The sequence below is a fragment of the Butyricimonas sp. RTP31003st1_G1_RTP31003_210430 genome, from assembly GCF_040920905.1.
In the GTDB taxonomy this organism is placed as follows: domain Bacteria; phylum Bacteroidota; class Bacteroidia; order Bacteroidales; family Marinifilaceae; genus Butyricimonas; species Butyricimonas paravirosa.
On sequence record NZ_JBCOSQ010000009.1, the window covers coordinates 44,240 to 63,466 of the forward strand.

11 protein-coding genes are annotated in these 19,227 nt (G+C 41.0%); 1 reads left to right on the top strand and 10 read right to left on the bottom strand.

The features are described 5' to 3' along the window. Positions 1 to 18: 18 nt before the first annotated feature. Positions 19 to 1,188, bottom strand: a complete 1,170-nt coding sequence (locus AB5542_RS04430) for a FecR family protein (RefSeq protein WP_270544548.1) — start codon at positions 1,186 to 1,188, stop codon at positions 19 to 21. Between the two features lie 675 nt (positions 1,189 to 1,863). Here AB5542_RS04430 and AB5542_RS04435 point away from each other — a divergent pair. Next, positions 1,864 to 5,238 carry a hypothetical protein gene (locus AB5542_RS04435; RefSeq protein ID WP_270544550.1) on the top strand — a complete coding sequence of 1,125 codons (3,375 nt, stop codon included), beginning with the start codon at positions 1,864 to 1,866 and terminating at the stop codon, positions 5,236 to 5,238. Here AB5542_RS04435 and AB5542_RS04440 read toward each other — a convergent pair whose 3' ends face one another. The 9 genes from AB5542_RS04440 to AB5542_RS04480 form a co-directional block, all read right to left on the bottom strand. Further along, a complete protein-coding gene (locus AB5542_RS04440) occupies positions 5,239 to 5,811 on the bottom strand; it encodes an RNA polymerase sigma-70 factor (RefSeq protein ID WP_087421361.1) in 573 nt (190 codons plus the stop codon). It abuts the gene before it with no gap. A 211-nt stretch (positions 5,812 to 6,022) separates the two neighbouring features. Then, positions 6,023 to 8,125, bottom strand: a complete 2,103-nt coding sequence (locus tag AB5542_RS04445) for a thioredoxin family protein (RefSeq protein WP_368242997.1) — start codon at positions 8,123 to 8,125, stop codon at positions 6,023 to 6,025. A 225-nt stretch (positions 8,126 to 8,350) separates the two neighbouring features. Continuing rightward, a complete protein-coding gene (locus AB5542_RS04450; protein ID WP_158571838.1) occupies positions 8,351 to 9,187 on the bottom strand; it encodes a DUF4465 domain-containing protein in 837 nt (278 codons plus the stop codon). 32 nt (positions 9,188 to 9,219) lie between these two features. After that, complete coding sequence (locus tag AB5542_RS04455) at positions 9,220 to 10,680, bottom strand: RagB/SusD family nutrient uptake outer membrane protein (protein WP_158571837.1); 1,461 nt, start codon at positions 10,678 to 10,680, stop codon at positions 9,220 to 9,222. 6 nt (positions 10,681 to 10,686) lie between these two features. Next, positions 10,687 to 14,100, bottom strand: a complete 3,414-nt coding sequence (locus AB5542_RS04460) for a SusC/RagA family TonB-linked outer membrane protein (RefSeq protein WP_368242998.1) — start codon at positions 14,098 to 14,100, stop codon at positions 10,687 to 10,689. A 141-nt stretch (positions 14,101 to 14,241) separates the two neighbouring features. Beyond that, complete coding sequence (locus AB5542_RS04465; protein WP_368242999.1) at positions 14,242 to 15,414, bottom strand: FecR family protein; 1,173 nt, start codon at positions 15,412 to 15,414, stop codon at positions 14,242 to 14,244. Between the two features lie 444 nt (positions 15,415 to 15,858). Beyond that, positions 15,859 to 16,950, bottom strand: a complete 1,092-nt coding sequence (locus AB5542_RS04470; protein ID WP_118303730.1) for a TlpA disulfide reductase family protein — start codon at positions 16,948 to 16,950, stop codon at positions 15,859 to 15,861. Between the two features lies 1 nt (position 16,951). Continuing rightward, a complete protein-coding gene (locus tag AB5542_RS04475) occupies positions 16,952 to 18,463 on the bottom strand; it encodes a PKD-like family lipoprotein (RefSeq protein WP_158571836.1) in 1,512 nt (503 codons plus the stop codon). Between the two features lie 21 nt (positions 18,464 to 18,484). Next, positions 18,485 to 19,225, bottom strand: coding sequence for a DUF4843 domain-containing protein (locus AB5542_RS04480; protein ID WP_158571835.1), 741 nt, complete (start codon positions 19,223 to 19,225; stop codon positions 18,485 to 18,487). Positions 19,226 to 19,227: the final 2 nt, after the last annotated feature.

A 19,227-nucleotide genomic window follows, 5' to 3' on the forward strand; every position in this document is an offset into this window, starting at 1 on the left:
TATTCCATCTTTTTCTTTTTATCTTTTGGTTACATAGATCTCATTATTCTTTATTTTAAACTTCACGCTCCCGGTAGCCTCCAGCATTTCTGCCAGCTTACTAAAATCATCATATCGCTCCACGTTACCGGAAAAACTAACTTGTTTACACCACTCGTCTTCAAAGGTCACTTTCAAGTCATACCACCTTTCGACAATCTCCATTATATTCTCCAAACATTGTTTTCGAAACACGAAATTACCATCTTTCCAAGCCGTGTAAAGAGCAACATCCACTTGTTCTTTTCTCAACTCCCCTTGCGGATCAACAATTCCTTGTTCATTGGGTAATAATTCCATGCATTTACGATCAGAAGTTGTCAACAACACCTTTCCTGTTACCAACGTCGTAAATTGACATTTCTCATCCTTATAAGAACGAACATTAAATTCGGTACCCAGCACCCGAACCTCATTCCCATTCATAACCACGATAAAAGGCTTCGCTGTATCTCGCTGTACCTCGAAATAAGCCTCTCCCGACAGATACACCCGTCTCTCCTTTCCTACAAAACGTACCGGATATTTTAACTCGGTCTCCGAATTCATATAGACCAATGTCCCATCTTGTAACCTCACCTTAAATTCACCTCCACGGGGTACGCGCATAATATTATAAGCCAAATCACCTTCTTCTTTATTTCCTAGATAAGATACCCCATTCCCATCCTTCACGATATTCACCCCCCCTTCACTTGCTAACGAATCTACGGTTTCCGTGCCCAAAATCACTTTATGCCCATCTGCCAACACCAATTCCGCTTTTGTTACTCCCGGAGCAATTGTCACCACTTCGGCTACCGGATGAATTTCCTCCTTATCTCTAGTCAGATAAAAGCCAATTCCAACAACGAATAAAGGCAATACAATTGTAGCTGCATACCTCATACACCGCCTCAAAATAGAATGTTTATACTCTTTCGTATTCCTATCTACCCGCTCCCAAGCCGCACGTTTATTTAATTGTCGAATGATTCTCTGCCGCTCGTCCCGATTTACCCGCCCCTGCACACGATGATATACTTCTCTATTTTCAGGACTTTCCTCCAACCACTTGTCTAACATAACTTTCTCTTCCGGAGAAATACATCCCTGCAAGTCCTTCACTATCAACTGAGAAACTTCTATACCTTTTTCTAAATTTTCCATCTTCCAAATTTTTGATTCGATCAAAAAAGGATCGTTTAATGACATTGAAAGATGAAAATGAAAGACAAATACTAACGAATTGATAATTAGAATAAACGATTTTTTAGAATTAAAAAAAACGAGCCCAGAAGGCTCCTATTTACAAACGCATTAAACGATCGTTTTATCCTAATACAATTCACAACAAGATCAGGGTGAAAACCTAATTCAAATTTTATTGATTATTTTATGACACATCAAGAGCATTTATTACAAAATCACCCTCTAAAAGCCAAATTTCCAACAAATTTAAACAATTCTTTTTACGATCATCACATTCTGAATTACCAATATCTAGTATTTTTATCCATTCTCGGTAAAGTTTAAACAAATTCGAAACTATCGGGATAACAAATGATGGTAAAGAATGAAATCCTAACAAGAACCTAAAGTAAACTGTAGGAAATTCTAGGGAAATAATCCCACTTATTCGAAGAACACTCGAAGCTCCCTCAGAGCTTCGCCATCCCCCAATGTCTGAGCAACGATTAAGCTTCGAATGAGCTCTGAATGAGTGAGATTATTTGGGTTGCATTACTTCTTTATTTAGGTTGAATTAGGGTATAACGTGTAGAATCTATTTCCATTTTTCACCCCAAAAACGCTCTGAACTGTATTAGTAGTAAAAAACTACTTATGAACCTGCATCAACTTTGGTTAATTACCCGGTACTCTTTCACGGAAATATGGCGAAATAAAACTTTCCGTGTTGCATTCATGGTCTTGATCCCTCTACTCATCGCATACCAGGTATCATTCCAAAGTGACATGTTCAACATTCCCGTCGAGTACACCCTTGTCCTACCTTCCTTCATTCCCACGCAAAACGCTTACATGTTTAACCTACTCCTGGTGTTCCCCCTTGCCACCATGGGATTCTGGGTACACAAGCAAAAAAAATACAACACGCTGGAAGCCCTGCTCATTCACCCGCAAGGAAACGATACCTACTCGACAGGCTTTATACTCGGGATCATCATTGCCTTCATGATCATGGGAAGTATCTCGCTCGCCCTAGCCGGGTTAATCAATCTTTTCGCCTCCCCGACCTCTTTCCAGCCCCTTATCTATTTGTTCTACTTGGTGACACTATTCCTTCCCACCATTGTTTTCGTCGTGGGTATCACCTCTTTCCTTGCCGCTCGTTGCTTTAAAAACGGAACCGTCACCACCTTTTTTATGCTAGTTTACCTCTCCGTGGATATCCTCTTCCTATCCACCCTTTACCACGGGCTATTCGATCCTCTCGGCATCCTCCTTCCCTACACGTTTTCCGGCTTCACGGGGATGGCCGATTTACCCGGTTTTTTGCTCCACCGAACAACTTTCCTCTTGCTGGGAATTGGGTTCATCACGCTCGCCATCAGTGGCCTGCCCCGTATCCCCAACAAGATCAACGGCCGCCAACGGGCTGTCTGTTCCGGGATACTCTTACTTTTCGTGGGATTATTGGCAGGGTTTATCACGTACAACCATCACGAGCAAGTCGAACGACGCCACGCACTCTATGAATCCGTGTACGAGAAGCACGACTCTCCAAACAAGATGAACATCATCACTCATGACATCCGGTTTACCTACCAAGAGAAACAGGCTCACGTGGAAAGCCAGGTATCGCTACATAACCCGACTAGCACAAGCCTATCGAAAATCATCCTTTACCTGAACCCCTCCCTAGAAGTTACAAGCATACAAGAAAACCTATCTCCCGTGCCTTTCACGAGAGAGGCTCAGGCTATCGTGATCTCCCGACCTGTTTCTCCCGGTGATACTCTCACCCTTAACATTCAGTATCAAGGAACTATCGATGAAGGAATCTGCTACCTCTACATCCCGAAACGACAGAAAGAATTTGACATTGATAACCGTCACTATCTATCCTGCAGGTTCGGCCATCGATACGCCTTCCTCGAAAAAGATTACATCTTGCTCACACCCGAATGCCTCTGGTACCCGGTTACTTCTCCACCCGTAAACCCCGCACATCCCTATAACACCCCGTGCGATTTCACCCGCTACACCTTAACCGTCGATCACCCCAGCCGACTTACAGCTATTTCCCAAGGCTCACGCCACGAGACGGCATCAGGTACCCGGTTTGAAAACGAACACCCTCAAAGGAACATATCGCTATGTATCGGGAAATACGAGAAACGGGAGATAACCGTGGACAGCGTGACCTACGAGCTGTACATGTCAAAAAACAACTTCGAGGTTCTCTCCTCGATTGAACAACAATTAACTTCACTCCCCGACAAGATCAGGGATATGAAAGAGACCATAGAATATGAAAGAAAATCTTCCTATCTATTTAACCGCTTGCGCCTCGTAGAAACCCCGGTTACCTTCACCTCCCACTATCACCCGGCAACAGGAGGAAGCGAGATGATACAACCCGAAATGGTATTGTGTCCGGAAAGAGGGATCGGTATATTAAATGGAAGAATTAGAGCCTTTGCTAAGAAATGGTTACGTTTTGAAATATCTGAGTGGATTGAACCTTTCAAATATAGTATATACTGGCGACTTAACAATGAACATATTCTAACATCTTGGGAAGAAGGCCCACTCTCCCACCTAAAGTTAGGAACAACATGGCATTACGAATCAATTTACAACATATACAACTTCAATCCTCTATTTTTTTATTGCATAAACCATATTTACTCTCACAAATACCCAACGATCAATAGTCTCTTAAATCAGATCGTGAAAAGACCATGGGAAAACAGAAATCCCAATGCAGCACCTCTAGACTCCCAACAAAAAGCCTTGGACTATTTAAATGGGAAAAGTTATCGGACAGCTCTCTCGGATAAGACACTTTCCTTTGAGATCATAAATCAAATTAATGAACTAAAAGCAAATGATCTACTCTCACAAATCATTCTTAAAGGAACTACCTCCACGGATTTTCACGTATTCGTACAAGATTTTATGACAACCAATCGTTTCCGACAAACTGATTTTCAAACTTTTGACGATGCTTTTTCAAAAAAATTTGGATGGCACCTATCCGAAATTTTCCCGGAATACTTTGACTGTCAAGAGCTACCCGCTTTTCAAGTAAAAAACTTTCGGGTAAAACGAATTTTATCACCCACAGAAGAAGAAGGAGATCCTTGGACTCCTCACACCAAATTTAGAATGGAATTTGACGTTTTAAACCAAAGTGATGTGGATGGAGTCATTGCTATGCACTTAGGAACTGCCATTTTCAAAGCTGGACCTGAACATCAGATCGACAGGATTCTCTATACACCTCGCACATTTTCTGTGAAAGCCAGAGAAGCCAAAAAAATTATATTTATATGTCCGAATCCAGTTATTTCACATAGCATTTATACCGGGTTGTCAAAAAACCGTCCAAACATTTTTAATTTTCATGATAAGACGATCACGCTAGAAAAAGGAATAGAATCCACCAGAGACACCATCACTGGGGAAGAATCCATCTCTCCCACAATCTTCTTTCCTCCCAAAAATGAAATCATCGTTGATAACGAGGATAACAATTTTCAAATCACGGATCCTCCAGCCCCCTGGCTAAAACGTTTCCTAAGGCTAGATCATAATCACCACACGCATTCCTCTACAGCAGTATCCCATTGGGAATACACACTTATGCCCGACTGTTTCGGAGAATATTGTTTGAGCTGTCTCAGAAAAAGAACAGGTAAAGGAGAAGGTTTACTGACCTGGACAACTCCCATTAACAAAAAAGGTAAATACAAGATATATGCTTATATTCCAAATATCTCTCATCGTCACGAACGCAGTAGAAGTATGATTACCCAAGAACCCATTCGGGACATACAATATTGCTACTCCATATCCTACAACAACAGAGAAAAAAAGATTAAAGTCCATGCACCCCAAACTTCCAAATGGGTGTTCATTGGAGAATTTATGTTACCAGAAGGAGAATGCTCGGTCTCCCTATATGATATCGGTTTACCCGGACAATGGGTTGTGGGAGATGCTATAAAATGGGTTTATCAAAAACCGTAATCACTCACCAACCACTTGATTCAATAGTAGGAGTAACATCGTTACTTCTGCTATTTTCTGTTTTAACTTTTTATAGGCGATCTTTTTCTGCGTTTTCACCGTGTTCTCCGAAACTCCCAGCAAGCGGGCAATTTCCTCGTTATCTTTCCCTTGCATGGCAAGCTTGAAAATTTCCCTGCATTTCGGTGCCAATTCTTGTTCTGTCTCAGCCAATATCCGTTCTGCCTCTTCTTCGATCACGTAATTGATAAAACAAACCTGTGATTCCAGTTCCTGCACTCCTTTGGCCATATACTCACTCTTCACCCGCTCATGTTTCAAATGATTCAGTGCGTTATTACGGCTGACTTGATACAAAAAGGATTTCACATGAGCCGCGGATGCCATTTCCTCCCGATTATCCCACAAGGAAATAAACGCCTCTTGCACACAATCCTCACAAACAGAAAGATCATCAATAAAACGGTGCGTGAACAAACACAAACTATGATAAAAAGTATCAAAGATCTGTTGATACACTTTTCTGTCACCAACCGTTAATCCTTGGATTTTTATTGAAGTTTGTTCCTGCATACACTTACGCTTTATTTATTTCCTCTTTACGTAAAACAAAGATAGAAATGAAAATGTAAAAACGAAATGATTTATTTCATTATGTTTCAATATAGTCTCTTTTTCTTTATAAAATTAAAATCTATTTATAAATTTAAGGGGCTATATAGCCCCTTAACACAAACAACAGACAATATTAATTACAAGAAAATAATTCTCATTCACACACAAACTATTGCCCTGTATTCATTGAAATATATTCTCTCAGAGACTCATTTTCTATATTTGCCTCCAACATGAGAACCAACTTTTGTAAATCCTCCTCTGATTCCATTTCCGTTTTCAGATATTTTAATACCGGGAACGCAATATTCATCGCTTCGTCATCATGAAACAATTTAAATCCTTTTTTACAACGGCTATACAAGCCCTTTACATCTTTCTTCAGATAGGCTTCCGTTATATCAATACATGCAGACAACTCTTTTCGTTTTTCCAACTTAAAAGATTTAATCTCGTTTTTCATGTTTACCACATCTTCTATTGTACTTTTTTTATCATACCCTTTCAAGATATAACTCAACTGATTATAATACACGGCATATAACTTATTATCAACCTTCGTTTTACCCAAAGACCGGATGAACTCCTCCCGATGATCTACCAAATATTTAAAATGATCTGTTCCCTTTTTAGTCAACGCCGGACTTTCAAAAATAAACCAGTAACTACTATCCACCTTTTCAGACTCATCCAACAATCCCAATAAGACAGCACTCACTTCCTTCGCCTTATTCTCCTCATATATAGACAACAGAGACAGAATATACCTTGATAGGAAAGCCTTATCCCGGTTTCCCTCTTCATACAATCGGTCCAGATACCCCGTGGAATTCTCTTCTTCCATTCCTTCTTGTACACGTTTCAAAAATTCATCCGCCTCACCGGAACCGAGTAATTTGTGATACACGCTACCATCAGGACGCAAAATCAAGAACGTCGGGAAAGCTCGTATGCCGTAACGCTTGGCTAATTCCGGCCCTTCTCCTTTCTCCATATCAACCTTGAGACACACAAAATGCTCGTTAAAATAATCACCCACAATCTCCTGCGGGAACACATTTGAAGTCATGTATTTACAAGGACCACACCAAGAAGTGTAACAATCCAGGAATACCATACTTTTTGCCCTTTCCGCTTTCTTCAAAGCTTGTTCCAAAGTCAGATCCTCCCAATACACTCCGACAGAAGCCAACTTCTTAAAACGACTGAAAAAAGATTTCAAATATCCTTTTAAATCTTCTCCGGCTGCCGATTCCACGAACTGATCTCCCAATGCAGCAACTCTTTGCCATTGCTGTTTATCTCCCTTTTTCTCCACAAATTGCAAAGAAGTTGCCAAAGTCCACAGTTCTGCCTGCGGCAAATTCTGTACTTCCCGTTCCAAAATTGAAATCATCTCATTTACATCCTCGTTACAACGGGCATAAGCCAAGGCCAATTTAGTTCGAAGGTATTCCTTACCCGGCAGGTCATATTCATTCAATTGCTGTTGCATCACATCCAACCGCCCGACATCCTCTTTCTTTGCAAACCCAGCAACATAACTATATAACATACCGGAATAGGCAGAAGCAATTTTCTGATTTACTTTTTCTTCCCCAATACTCTTTTCAAAAGCCGCTTTATTCTTTAACAGAAAAGCAAAATTATCGGATGTCAAAGGAGAAAGGAAACTATCCTCGTATATTACCCAATAAGGCTTAGCCATTTTTTCTTTAGAAGTCAAACGCTTTACCAATTCATCCGCCACCACTTTTAAACGCTCATTATCATAGGTATCTTGTAACGTCAATACATAATCCAACATACGTTTTTTCGTCATCTTTCCGGTCTTGTACTCCTTTTCCAATACCTCCAATGTATTTTCTTTCTGCAAACCTCTCTTTACCCGAAGAATGAACTCTTGAAGTTCTCCGCCTCCAACAACCCGATACGTTTCCTTCCCCTCCGGATTCAAAAGTAAAAAGGTCGGGTATGCCCGTATTTTAAATTGCTTGGAAAGTTCCTTTCCTTCTCCTTTCTCCATATCAAACTTGACATTCACGAAATGAGCATTAAAAAAGTCCCCAGCTTCCTTTTGAGGGAATACCTCCTCCGTCATCATTTTACAAGGGCCGCACCACGTCGTGTAACAATCCATAAACACCATCTTTCCTTGAGCCTTTGCTTGCTCCAAAGCCTCCTTCAGCGTGATTTGCTTAAAATCGACTCCTTGCGAAAATAGCTGAAAATAGCCACATACGCATATCAATAAACACACAATTCTTTTCATACAGTAATTTTTATTCATATTATACAGGGGCTGTCCTCAAAGTCATTTCTCCAACTCCCTCCCCCCTTCGGGGTACTCCCTCTATAAACAGAGGGAGTGTTGAAATACTCTCTATCTTCAGAATGAGTCACCAGCTCCTCCTCTGTTTATAGAGGAGGTGGCACGAAGTGACGGAGGAGTTTTTTGAAATCTAATGACTTTTTGGCCAGTCCCTGTTCATTGAATTTATTCTTTAATCCTAATCCCGTCAAGACAGAAATACGGTGGGGTTCTCATCCGACCAGTTCCGGCCTCTATATCCGATGATGCCACATGGAATACAACTTTCGACACTTCTCCCAAGGAACTTAAATCCACCTTATACCAATCGTTAATCACCAAGCTCCAATCCGGATGATTCGGATCACCCTTCCGGGTACACAAATAAAACTCTACCTGACCGGTTTCTGTCTCTCCGTTATATCCCGTAATGATCAATTTGTAGAAATCCTTATCGTCATCCACCATCTTCTTCACACCTCCCGGAACATTCGTGAACCATACCCCTTTTTTATTCGCACTACCCGGAATATTGGGATTAGCAACCGGCTCTTCTTCTGTTCCGTACTGATCCCCATATACTAATGCCAAATAGGTATAAGTCGTATTGGCCACTAAAATATGTTCTACCACGGCCGGAGTTCCCAGCGTAAAATAAGTATCATCGCCCTCAACCCGTCCAACAGCATATACTTCATTCGCATTGGGAAATCTCGTGTACACACTATAAATATTTGAATCCAAAGCCTCTTGAGTAGCCGTCCACGTAAAGGAACGGTTATTCCGGTTCGAATAAGCAAACCCGGCATACGTCCCGTCATTATTTTTCTTTGTATTAAACGTTACGGAATTCCTGTGAGCCGCTTTCGAAGTAAAGCCGCCGTCCGGGATCGCATGAGTAAAACGATCCAACTCCAGTTCATTCAGCGTCACATCATTCGGTACAGGCGCCAGCACATCCTTATCATCGGAACATGCCATAAAAGCTATAATCAGAATGAATATAAACCACAAATTTCTCATAAATCTCATATATTTACTTGTTTTGTCAAACATCAATTACCAAGTTCCGGATTCTGTACTGCCAGAGGATTTTTTAACCGTTCGTTCTCCGGGATCGGCCAACAATACTGATTTTCCGTGAAATTCACATCCGGTTTCAGCGTATATATCCAAGGTTTATTCTGGGCCGCACTGGCATCCGTGTCATTTATAAATCGCAAAGAGGCAAAATACTCGCTTCCATTTTCCAAGAACTGTTCTACCCAGATTTCCCGGAATATCGCTCTCAACAAATCTTTCTTACTTCCGGGAGATAAAGCTGGTAACACAGGGTTTGTCCGGCATGCCCGCATATCATTCAAAGGCTTCAATGCTTCTTCCAAAGAATAATCATCCAAACGGGCTTTCAACTCAGATTCCATAAGATACAACTCGGCATAGCGGAAATAATAGGTCGCGTATGGAGCATCTTTCGCATCATACCGTCCTCCATGATATAATTTCACCGGAGTAAACACCATCTTTGTATCCCAAGTCTCGGGAGCCCGGGCGGAATCCATGACAACCTCGTAACGGGGATCTTCTTCCAGCCACCCGGTTGCAATATCCGAATAGGTATTATTATAACCGATATTATACGAATAGTCAAACTCGTAACTCGTCGTACTGGCAAAATCTCCCAAATACCTTGCCCACAAGACCTCTTTCGAATCCCAACCCACTTCATACATGGCTGCTATATCCGATTCCATCTGCCAACCGGAAGGTGCATCCCGTTTTACAGTCTCCACTAGTGTCAACGCATCCTTCAAATCTTGCGTAGAACCACGCATTGCCCCTCGATAAAGTAAGATTTTTGCCTTCAACACCTGTGCCATCTGACGGGATAAACTACGAGAAGTCGTGAAGTCCGGCATATTGGCGATTGCATCATCCAAATCTTCAAAGATCTTCGTGTACGATTCCCCGACACTACTACGAGGTACCTGCAGATTACTCAAATTTGACATCTTATCCCGATACAAAATTCCATAAGCCGAATCATCCGCATCCCACCATCTCCCGAACAACCAGAACAAATTCGTGTAAGCCCAGCCCCGCATACACCGGGCTTCAGCCAACATTTCCTGCTTACGTTCCGGTGTCGGAAACTTATTCTCTGCCAAGTTTGAGATCGCCTCTATTGCCGCATTTGCAGAGTTCACCAAAGAATACAAGGCCTGCCAAGTTCCATCCATGTCATTAGAACCTTCTTTATAGGCCATATTAAAATTAACCGTGTATGACGAGTAAAATCCTCCCTGTGAAGACAAGCGACACCAAGTCGCACCTCCGAATGCAGAGTTGGAAGCTACAATCGAGTACATCCCGTTCAGAATATTTTTTGCCCCACTATAATCCGTGACGGCATTATCCAGTGTCAAATTATGTTTGGGAACCTGATCCAAAAAATCCTCACATGAAGTAAAGAACACGATCCCCAACAACATGATATAATAACTTAATCTCTTCATCATATCTTATTTTAAAGTTATTTTTATTCCCAAATTGTAGGTTCTTGCTGACGGGTAAGAGCTGTAATCAATACCCATATTATAAAATGCACTGTAAGACGTGCTGAAGTTTCCCTGCGGGTCCATTCCCGGATATTTCGTCCAAGTGAACAAATTCGTTGCTTGGAATGTTATATCAATCGCATTCACTATGCTGGAACCGAATAAACGACGAGGCAAACGATAACTAATATTCAAAGCGGATAATCTCATGAAAGATGCATCGTGAACATAGCGATCCGTGATAATGGAATTTGATCCCCAACCATAATACATGGCTCTTGGATAACCCCGATCCACACCCGGATTCATCGTCCAAGACTTCAACACGTTCTTGGATGTATTGTACACGTTCATATCCCCGGCACTATTTTTTTCTTCATCATAGAAACGATCAGCCCCGACCGAATAAGTAAAGGTGGCGTTCACCATCAATCCTTTCCAATAAACCGTAGAACCGAATCCCCCGAAGAAATCGGGATTCGCATTACCTATTTCTGTACGGTCGCCATCAGCCGTGATCTGTCCGTCTCCATCCAAATCCATGATGTACAAATCTCCCGGACGTTCATAATTATTATTATCCCGGTAATATTGCTGTTGTCCTGTTTCCGGATTCACCGTTTTCAAGGCCACCAACTCCTCATTTGTCCGGATCAATCGACCACCATACTTGTAACCATACAAAATTCCGGTTTTTCCTCCAACATCAATTTTGAAATATTGATATGCACCACCACCAAAATACTCATCCTCACTATTCAATTTTTCCAGTGTCGTAACATTTCTAGCCACGTTGAAATCAAAATCCCAAGTCAAATCCTTCTGAGCATTCTTGATAATATCCACTTTAACGTCAAACTCGAAACCATTATTCTTCAAAGAACCAATATTCTGGGTTACTGAAGAGAAAGAAGATGAATAAGGTACAGGATCACTGTACAACAAGTTATCGACCTTTTTCTGGTAATAACCGATAGATCCCCGGATACGATCATCCCAGAATCCGTAATCCAAACCAATTTCTTTTTGTACCTGAGATTCCCATTGTAAAATATCATTCCCCAGCGAAGAGGGTTTTATTCCCGGTGCGTTATTGTACGTCGCTGATCCCATCAACGTTCTCCAGTCATAATTACCCAAATTCTGTGATCCGGTCTTTCCGATAGAAGCTCTCAATTTCAAGTAAGAAACAATATGAGAATAATCTTTCAAGAAACTCTCGTCGGAAATAATCCAAGCTAAAGCTCCCGACGGGAAATATCCCCAACGTTTATCCGGCCCGAATTTAGAAGAACCATCCGCACGGAAAGTAAACGTCGCAAGATAACGATTTTTGAATTTATACTCCACACGGGCAAAAGTAGAAACCAACGTGTTAGAAGCATAACTTGAAGCTATCGAGTTTTTAGTTGCCGCACTACCCAAATTCGTTAATACCTCATCATCCGGGAAATTCGAACCTGATGCCGACAATCCGTCTGATTCGTACTTCTCAATGGAGAATCCCAACAAACCGACCAGATTATGATCTCCAAACGTGTTAAGATAATTCAACGTGTTATCCCATACATAGGTATATGATTCATTCTTAGAAACCGTTGAAGAACTTGTTCCGTCATCATAATATTTACGGTCGTAAGTCAAATTCTTATTAATACCATACTTCAACGTCCCGTTCGTCCGTAAAGTAAGCCCGGGAATAATATCCCATTCCAACCCCAATGATCCCGTGAAATCTTTTCCTTTCCCTTCTTTCGTATTTTTCAACGAGAAAAGAGGATTCTCCACGTAATAACTGATCATATTGATCGATCCGTCTTCCAGATAAGCCGGGTAATCCGGGCGCATATCCAAAATTGTACTGATCATATCATCCTTGTCATTCGTCACACGGGATGTTGCCCGCAAGCCCAATTTGAAACGAATCACCTCCCGAACAGAGGCATCAAAATTGAAACTACCACCTAACAACTTAGAGCTACCACCTTTCACGATTCCTTTCTGATCTTTATAAAAGAAAGAAGCATTATAAGACGATTCTTTCGATCCCCCGCGGATTCCCAAACTATAATCCTGCGTTGCGGCATTATGTGTCATCAAATCCCACCAATCGGTATCACCATCATAATAAGCATCCTCCAAGAAGAAATCATCCACTAATGTCTCCAAATCAAATTGACTATTATTCGTGGCAGCGTTAAATTTCGCCTCATCAATATACTTCCGGGTAAAATAATCCAAGGTTCCTCTCGTGAAGAAACTAGCTCGCACGGCAGCTTTTGATAAGGCAATATATTCTTCGGCATTCAACACCCCGAAATCATTCGCATTCATCGTCTGAATCCCGTAACGGGCAGAAAATTCCAGTGTCGGAGTCATACCTTTTTTCCCTCGTTTAGTTGTCACCAATACAACCCCGTTTGCAGCTCTCGAACCATAAATTGCCGTGGCGGATGCATCTTTTAGAATATCTATTGTCTCTACATCCAACAAATTCAAATTATACAAGGTGTTGGATATATTACCGGAAGTCCCAGCCGAATATTCGGGAACCCCGTCAATCACCCACAACGGTTGAGAATCTCCGGACAAAGAAGAAGATCCCCGGATAATCACCGATACCGGCGAGGTCGGAGATGCCGAACCAATCATCACGTTCACACCCGGAGCCCGTCCCTGCAACATGGATTGAATAGAAGCCCCCATCGGTGCCGTTTCGATTTCTTTCTTCCCTAAACGAGATACCGCCCCGGTCATATCCTTTGCTTTCGTGGTTCCGTACCCGACGGCCACCACCTCTTCCAAACGATTCACTTCCTCTTCCAGAACCACGTTAATAACCGTGTTGTTACCCACCGTCACGTATTTCGTCTGCATCCCGATAAAAGAAAAACGTAAACGCACATTACTCATTTCCGGATAGGTCAACACGTAATTTCCCTCGATATCCGTTACCACACCCAACGTGGTACTATCAATCAATACGGAAACTCCCGGTATTGGAAGTCCTTCCTTATCCGTAACCCGTCCTTTCACTTGTTTTTCTTTCTTGTTCTCCTTTTGCACCTGTGGTTTCTCTCCCAACGGAACAATCACGACATTCACGCCTACCACGCTAAACGTCAAACCGGACCCTCTTAAACATTCCGTCATCACCTCCCGAATGTCGGAATCCTTAAAGTTCAAGGTCAAATTACCCACAGATTCCACCTGACTGTTTTGGTAGACAAACCTGTAATCCGTGGATTTCTCCAAAATGCTCATTACCTTTTCAAGAGATGCCTTTTCTACCTGCAAAGACACTTTAGCATCCTGACCAAATACCGACGCCGAAACCGGTACAACGCTTAAGAGTAGAAAAAACATTAAAAACCTCATAGCTAACCACATTTTTAACAACCATCTAATCCGAAGATGGACACAATTACCTGTTTTTTTCATACATTTGTAAAGTTTTAAAATATAACAATCCCGGATTTTACCGGATTTAAGGACGAGGTAGTGCAAATACCTCGTTCTTTATTTACGCCTCACGAAAATACTTTTCCCTTTTACTTCAAATTCCGTATCACCTGTCATCTGCAAAAGCCCAACAATCTCTTCAAAACGTTCGAATCGCTGAATATTCCCGGTAAATTCAATATCCTTCCGAGAAACATCTTCATAGAAAATATCTACATCATACCAACGAGCCAATGTGTTCAGTACTTCTTCCAATCGCTGTTTGCGAAATACGAAATTCCCGTCCTTCCAAGCTGTATATAGGGTAATATCAACCGTTTTACGGGACAAAATACCTTCATCGGTCAGAACCGCCTGTTCTCCCGGAGCAAGCACAAGACTTTTATCATCTTTTGAAATAAATTTCACTTTCCCCGAAACAAGCGTGGTCATTTGCTTATTCTCTTCCGGGTAATAACGTGCATTAAATTCGGTTCCAAGTACTTCTATACGATTTTCCCCTATTTCCACGATAAAAGGTCGGTCAGCCTCCCGTTTCACCTTAAAATAAGCCTCCCCTACCAGAAAAACTTTACGCTCCCGCTCCCCAAACTTCACAGGATAACGAAATCTTGTCTCCGAATTAAAATACACTTCCGTCCCGTCCTCCAACGTAATCGGGTACTCCCCACCTCTTGGAACCCTCAATTCATGATACGGGACCTCCCCCTCCAAATCCTCACACTCATAACGGATCCCCTGATTTTCCTTTAATATTTTTACTCCATCCAAATCTGATTCCACTGGATTTTCCTTTTTCGCATCAAGAGCCAAACGTTGCCCATTAGCCAGAATCAATTCTGCCTTTATTTCTCCCGGATGAATTTCCCGATGTTCTTGTTTTACTACCTCCAAATCCACCTCTCCCGATCTATAATAATATAAACAGAATAATAAAATCACCGGTATTGCCACAGCAATCCCCTTATAAAGCCACCCGGATATAAAATGCTGACTTTTTCTTGTTTTACGTTCTACTTCTCGCCAAGCTGCTTGTTTGTTCAATTTCCGGATCACCTCCAATCGCTGATTCCGATTCTCTCGTTCCCGCACTCTTAAATACAACGCCTCGTTCTCTTCACTTTCATTAATCCACTCTTTCAGCTCTTGCTTTTCCGATTCTTTAATCTCTCCATTTAAATCTTTGACAATCAAACGAGAAATATCTAATCTTGGTATCAAATCATTCATTATACCTTCGATTGTTGAGAGCAAATTTATGGGAAAAACAAAGGACAAGGTAAAAAAGGAAAGAACTGAATACCAATGGTTAACAAAAAGAAGGTATAAAGTCTTTAGAGGAATTTGTGAATATTATTAAACGAACGTTTAATGATAAAAATATCGCTTCTCATATATAATACAATTCACCCCCGTATCTGGGTGAAAACAAAATTAAAAAAATATTCCAGAATACGAAGAGAGAGAAAGAGAGAAGCCGATTTTGATTAGATATTATTTAACGAGCCGACCTCTCTAAAATGTTCATTCTACCGACTTCAAAATATTAACAACTGGTTATCATTAAATTAACTAAACAAGAAAGTATTTGTAAAAATAAATTATAAAATGCAGGAGATCCGAAAAGTGACTTTTTCAAGTCCCTCTTCGGATCTCCTGCATTTTATAAAAATACTATTTCGAGAAGATTTTTTCTAAACGTTGTTCCAACTCTTTTCCATACAAATTAACAGCCACGATAATTCCTTCCGGACTAATCAAAAATACCCGGGGAACAGAAGAAACACCAAAAGTTTTAGCCACTTCACTCCTCTGATCTAAGACGTGTTTCCACGGAGTCTGATCTTCTTTTATGGCTTGTTTCCATGCATCAGGATTTTGATCAATACTCACACCTAAAACTTCAAATCCATCCTGCTGATATTTTTTGTACAACTCAAGAACATGTTTTCCTTCCCTACGACAAGGCGCACACCAAGATGCCCAAAAATCCAACAATACCCATTTTCCTCTAAAAGAAGACAATGCGAAAAACTTTCCCTCAACATCCGGCAAATTGATCTCAGGCACTCTAGCCCCTACAGCCACCGTTCGCATCAAATCCCGACGTTGAGTTATCAAACGGACATCGTTATTATTTTCCATCCCAACATAACTTTTTACCAAAGAGTCCAACTCTGCATATTGCAATTTTTGCATCAAAGAAGTACGATAAAAACAAGCCGCCACATATTTATGAGCTGAATGATTCAAAAATTCATTCCGGAAAATTTTCCGAGCTTTAGTCGCATCCACAAAAGCTCTCGTGGCCGCACGCACGATCTCCTTATCTTTGGTCGCAAATGCCTTTTGATAAGCTTGGGCGCATCCCGCCTCCACACTCTCCAAACGACGTTCTTCTTTGTTAAAATACTGCCATAACTCATTCGTTGATGTTCCCTCAACATTCCCGTAGTAAATTGAATCTTTCTTTACTGCCACGTGAATTTTTCCCGGTTCTAGAAATAAGGTCAAACTACCCCGTTGATTGTTAAAAAACAATTGAACAGATTGAATCTCTGCAATTTTTCCTTTAAACTCAAATTGCCCGTTTTTTATGTCTGAAACGCCCAATTCATTATATCCCTCTGCTGTTTTTTGTTTCATCACCACTTGCCCGGACTCCATCCCTTCAATCTTACCATTAACCTTATATTTACCTGTATGTTGTGCATAAACCACACAACATACGAGTAAAAAACAAACACAAAACAATATTTTCCTCATCTTATTTCTCTCTATAAGTTACATCTACCGGAGTTCCGAACCCATCATGCACGGAAGGCGCATCGAATTCATCTCCAAATACCGTTGGGATGTCATAAGTGCGAACAATCCCATTCAACCCGGAACCGGACTTCACAGACCCTACAATCAATTTTTCTTGCATCGTCGAATTAGGATACATTCCCATAAATAAATTGAACTTCAACATCGTGATCGTTTCTCCATCCAAATGAATTGGTTCTGCCTGATGCCCTTCCATATCAAAATGATACACCGTATTGCCGACAGCATAAAACAACCAAGGTAAACTGGGATGTACTGCAAAACAAGTTGCTTTTTCAATCCCCGGATAATCCAATTTCATAAACTTCGTTTGAGTTACCCCTCCATAAGCTGATACTTTCATCACGTACAAATAACGAGAGTTAGGAGCCTCTACATCTTGCAATATTGCATACACACTACCTCCATCATACCGAGAATTCGCCATATAAACAAAATCTTTCCCTGTAACCCAAGAAAATTCAGACTCTTTTGCCGTCATCAACGTACAATTCTTCATGCTATTTGCAATCATCACGAAACGTCTGTTTGAAGTGTCATATAATATTCGATTGGGATTGTAAGCACTATATGACGTGTTCACTCCCACGGACGGAGCAACATTAAAATAATTTCCATCGTCACCTGCAATAAAATTAATAGGAACCCCGAAAAGTACTTGCTGCCCAAAAGTTGTTCCCCCGAATACATATTTATCCGAGATAAGTAACTCCCATCCCATTCCGGCAGTTCTGTTCGAAGCAACAAAATTCTGAGGATATTCCAACATTTCATAACGAATATCATTCCCATCATCCCACTCATAAGTATCAACATCAAGAGTAGCGGTTGTCGTTTCCGTTATAAGATAAAACCTCGGATCTGTTCCCCATTGGAGATAATACATATCAAATACCGTATTTATCCTTTTGGGCCCTTTCAACTGCGGGGCATCCCGAAGTAAATCACGCACGACAAGATCCTCCTTGGCAGACATCGAAATTAAATCTAAACGGGTATACCCATTCACATCCGAAAGCACCAACCATCCCTCATTTAATTGAGTCGTCACCTTCAATTTGAACGATCCTTTCCAAGTTACTCTCGTAATTGTATCCTTTACCAAGCAATTCACATCGTATTCTCCATCCGGAAGCTCCACGAAGTAATTCAAATCACGTTCCTCACCAATCACATACGATGTTGTCTGAATATCCCCCACCTTGGGTTGGGAAACCGCTTCCCATTTAAAACTGTACCGATCTGGCATACTACCGTCATCCGCAGTAGCCTCTATGCCCGGAGTCACCCGCAAAGTATCAACATTTCGATATTTCATCTGCATTTCACCAGGTAACCCTGTCACCTGTAACTCATTTATTTCATGGTAGTCATAATTTCCTTTATCATCGAAACAACCAGAGACCACGACTGCCATAAATATCGTCAACACGAACAATATATTTCTCATCATATAAACTCTTTTAGGATTCTAATTGTAATACACATCACCCATTCTCATCAATGTCACATTATCATCTTCGTAAATTGGATGACCGTTTGCACTATAATCATTTAAAATCTGCACCATTTTCGCTGCAATATATTTCTGTCTGGAATTGATCATATAACTTGCATCATTAAACATTTCCCGTGTCAAATTCATCTCCTCACAGATCACATCCAATTTCTTCACCGAAAATTCACCAAATTCATAAGTACTCCATTTCGTAGGAGGGGTCATAATCTCGGAAAAAACAATCTTATAACGGATTGCGCTATATTCTTCATCGCTCGAAGACACTTTCGTCGGATAATTCAAGGTGAAATATTCATTCTCCTCCAACTCAAGAATTATATAACGTTCCTCCCGTTTTAAAACCTCTGGGCGTAATAATTCAACTAAAATTGTTCCGAAAGTATTACCAGCCGAAATCGTGTACGAATCTGATAAAGTTCTAAAATCCGTCTCAGCCGTAGCATTTGTCTCAGCAATCTTCACTTTCACCTGTCGATCATAATTTTTCACTTCGCCTCCGGTCCTTACCTGAATATAAAGAGAATCCACAGATTTATTTACATCCACATAGGCAAATGAAAAATACGTTGAATCCAATCCGGCCGACGGATTAAAATAAACAAAATCACGGCCGGAATAAAGATCCAAATCTTTCTGGCATCCCCAACCAATCATCACTAAGGCCGAAATTATGAGTACATATTTTTTTATCATGT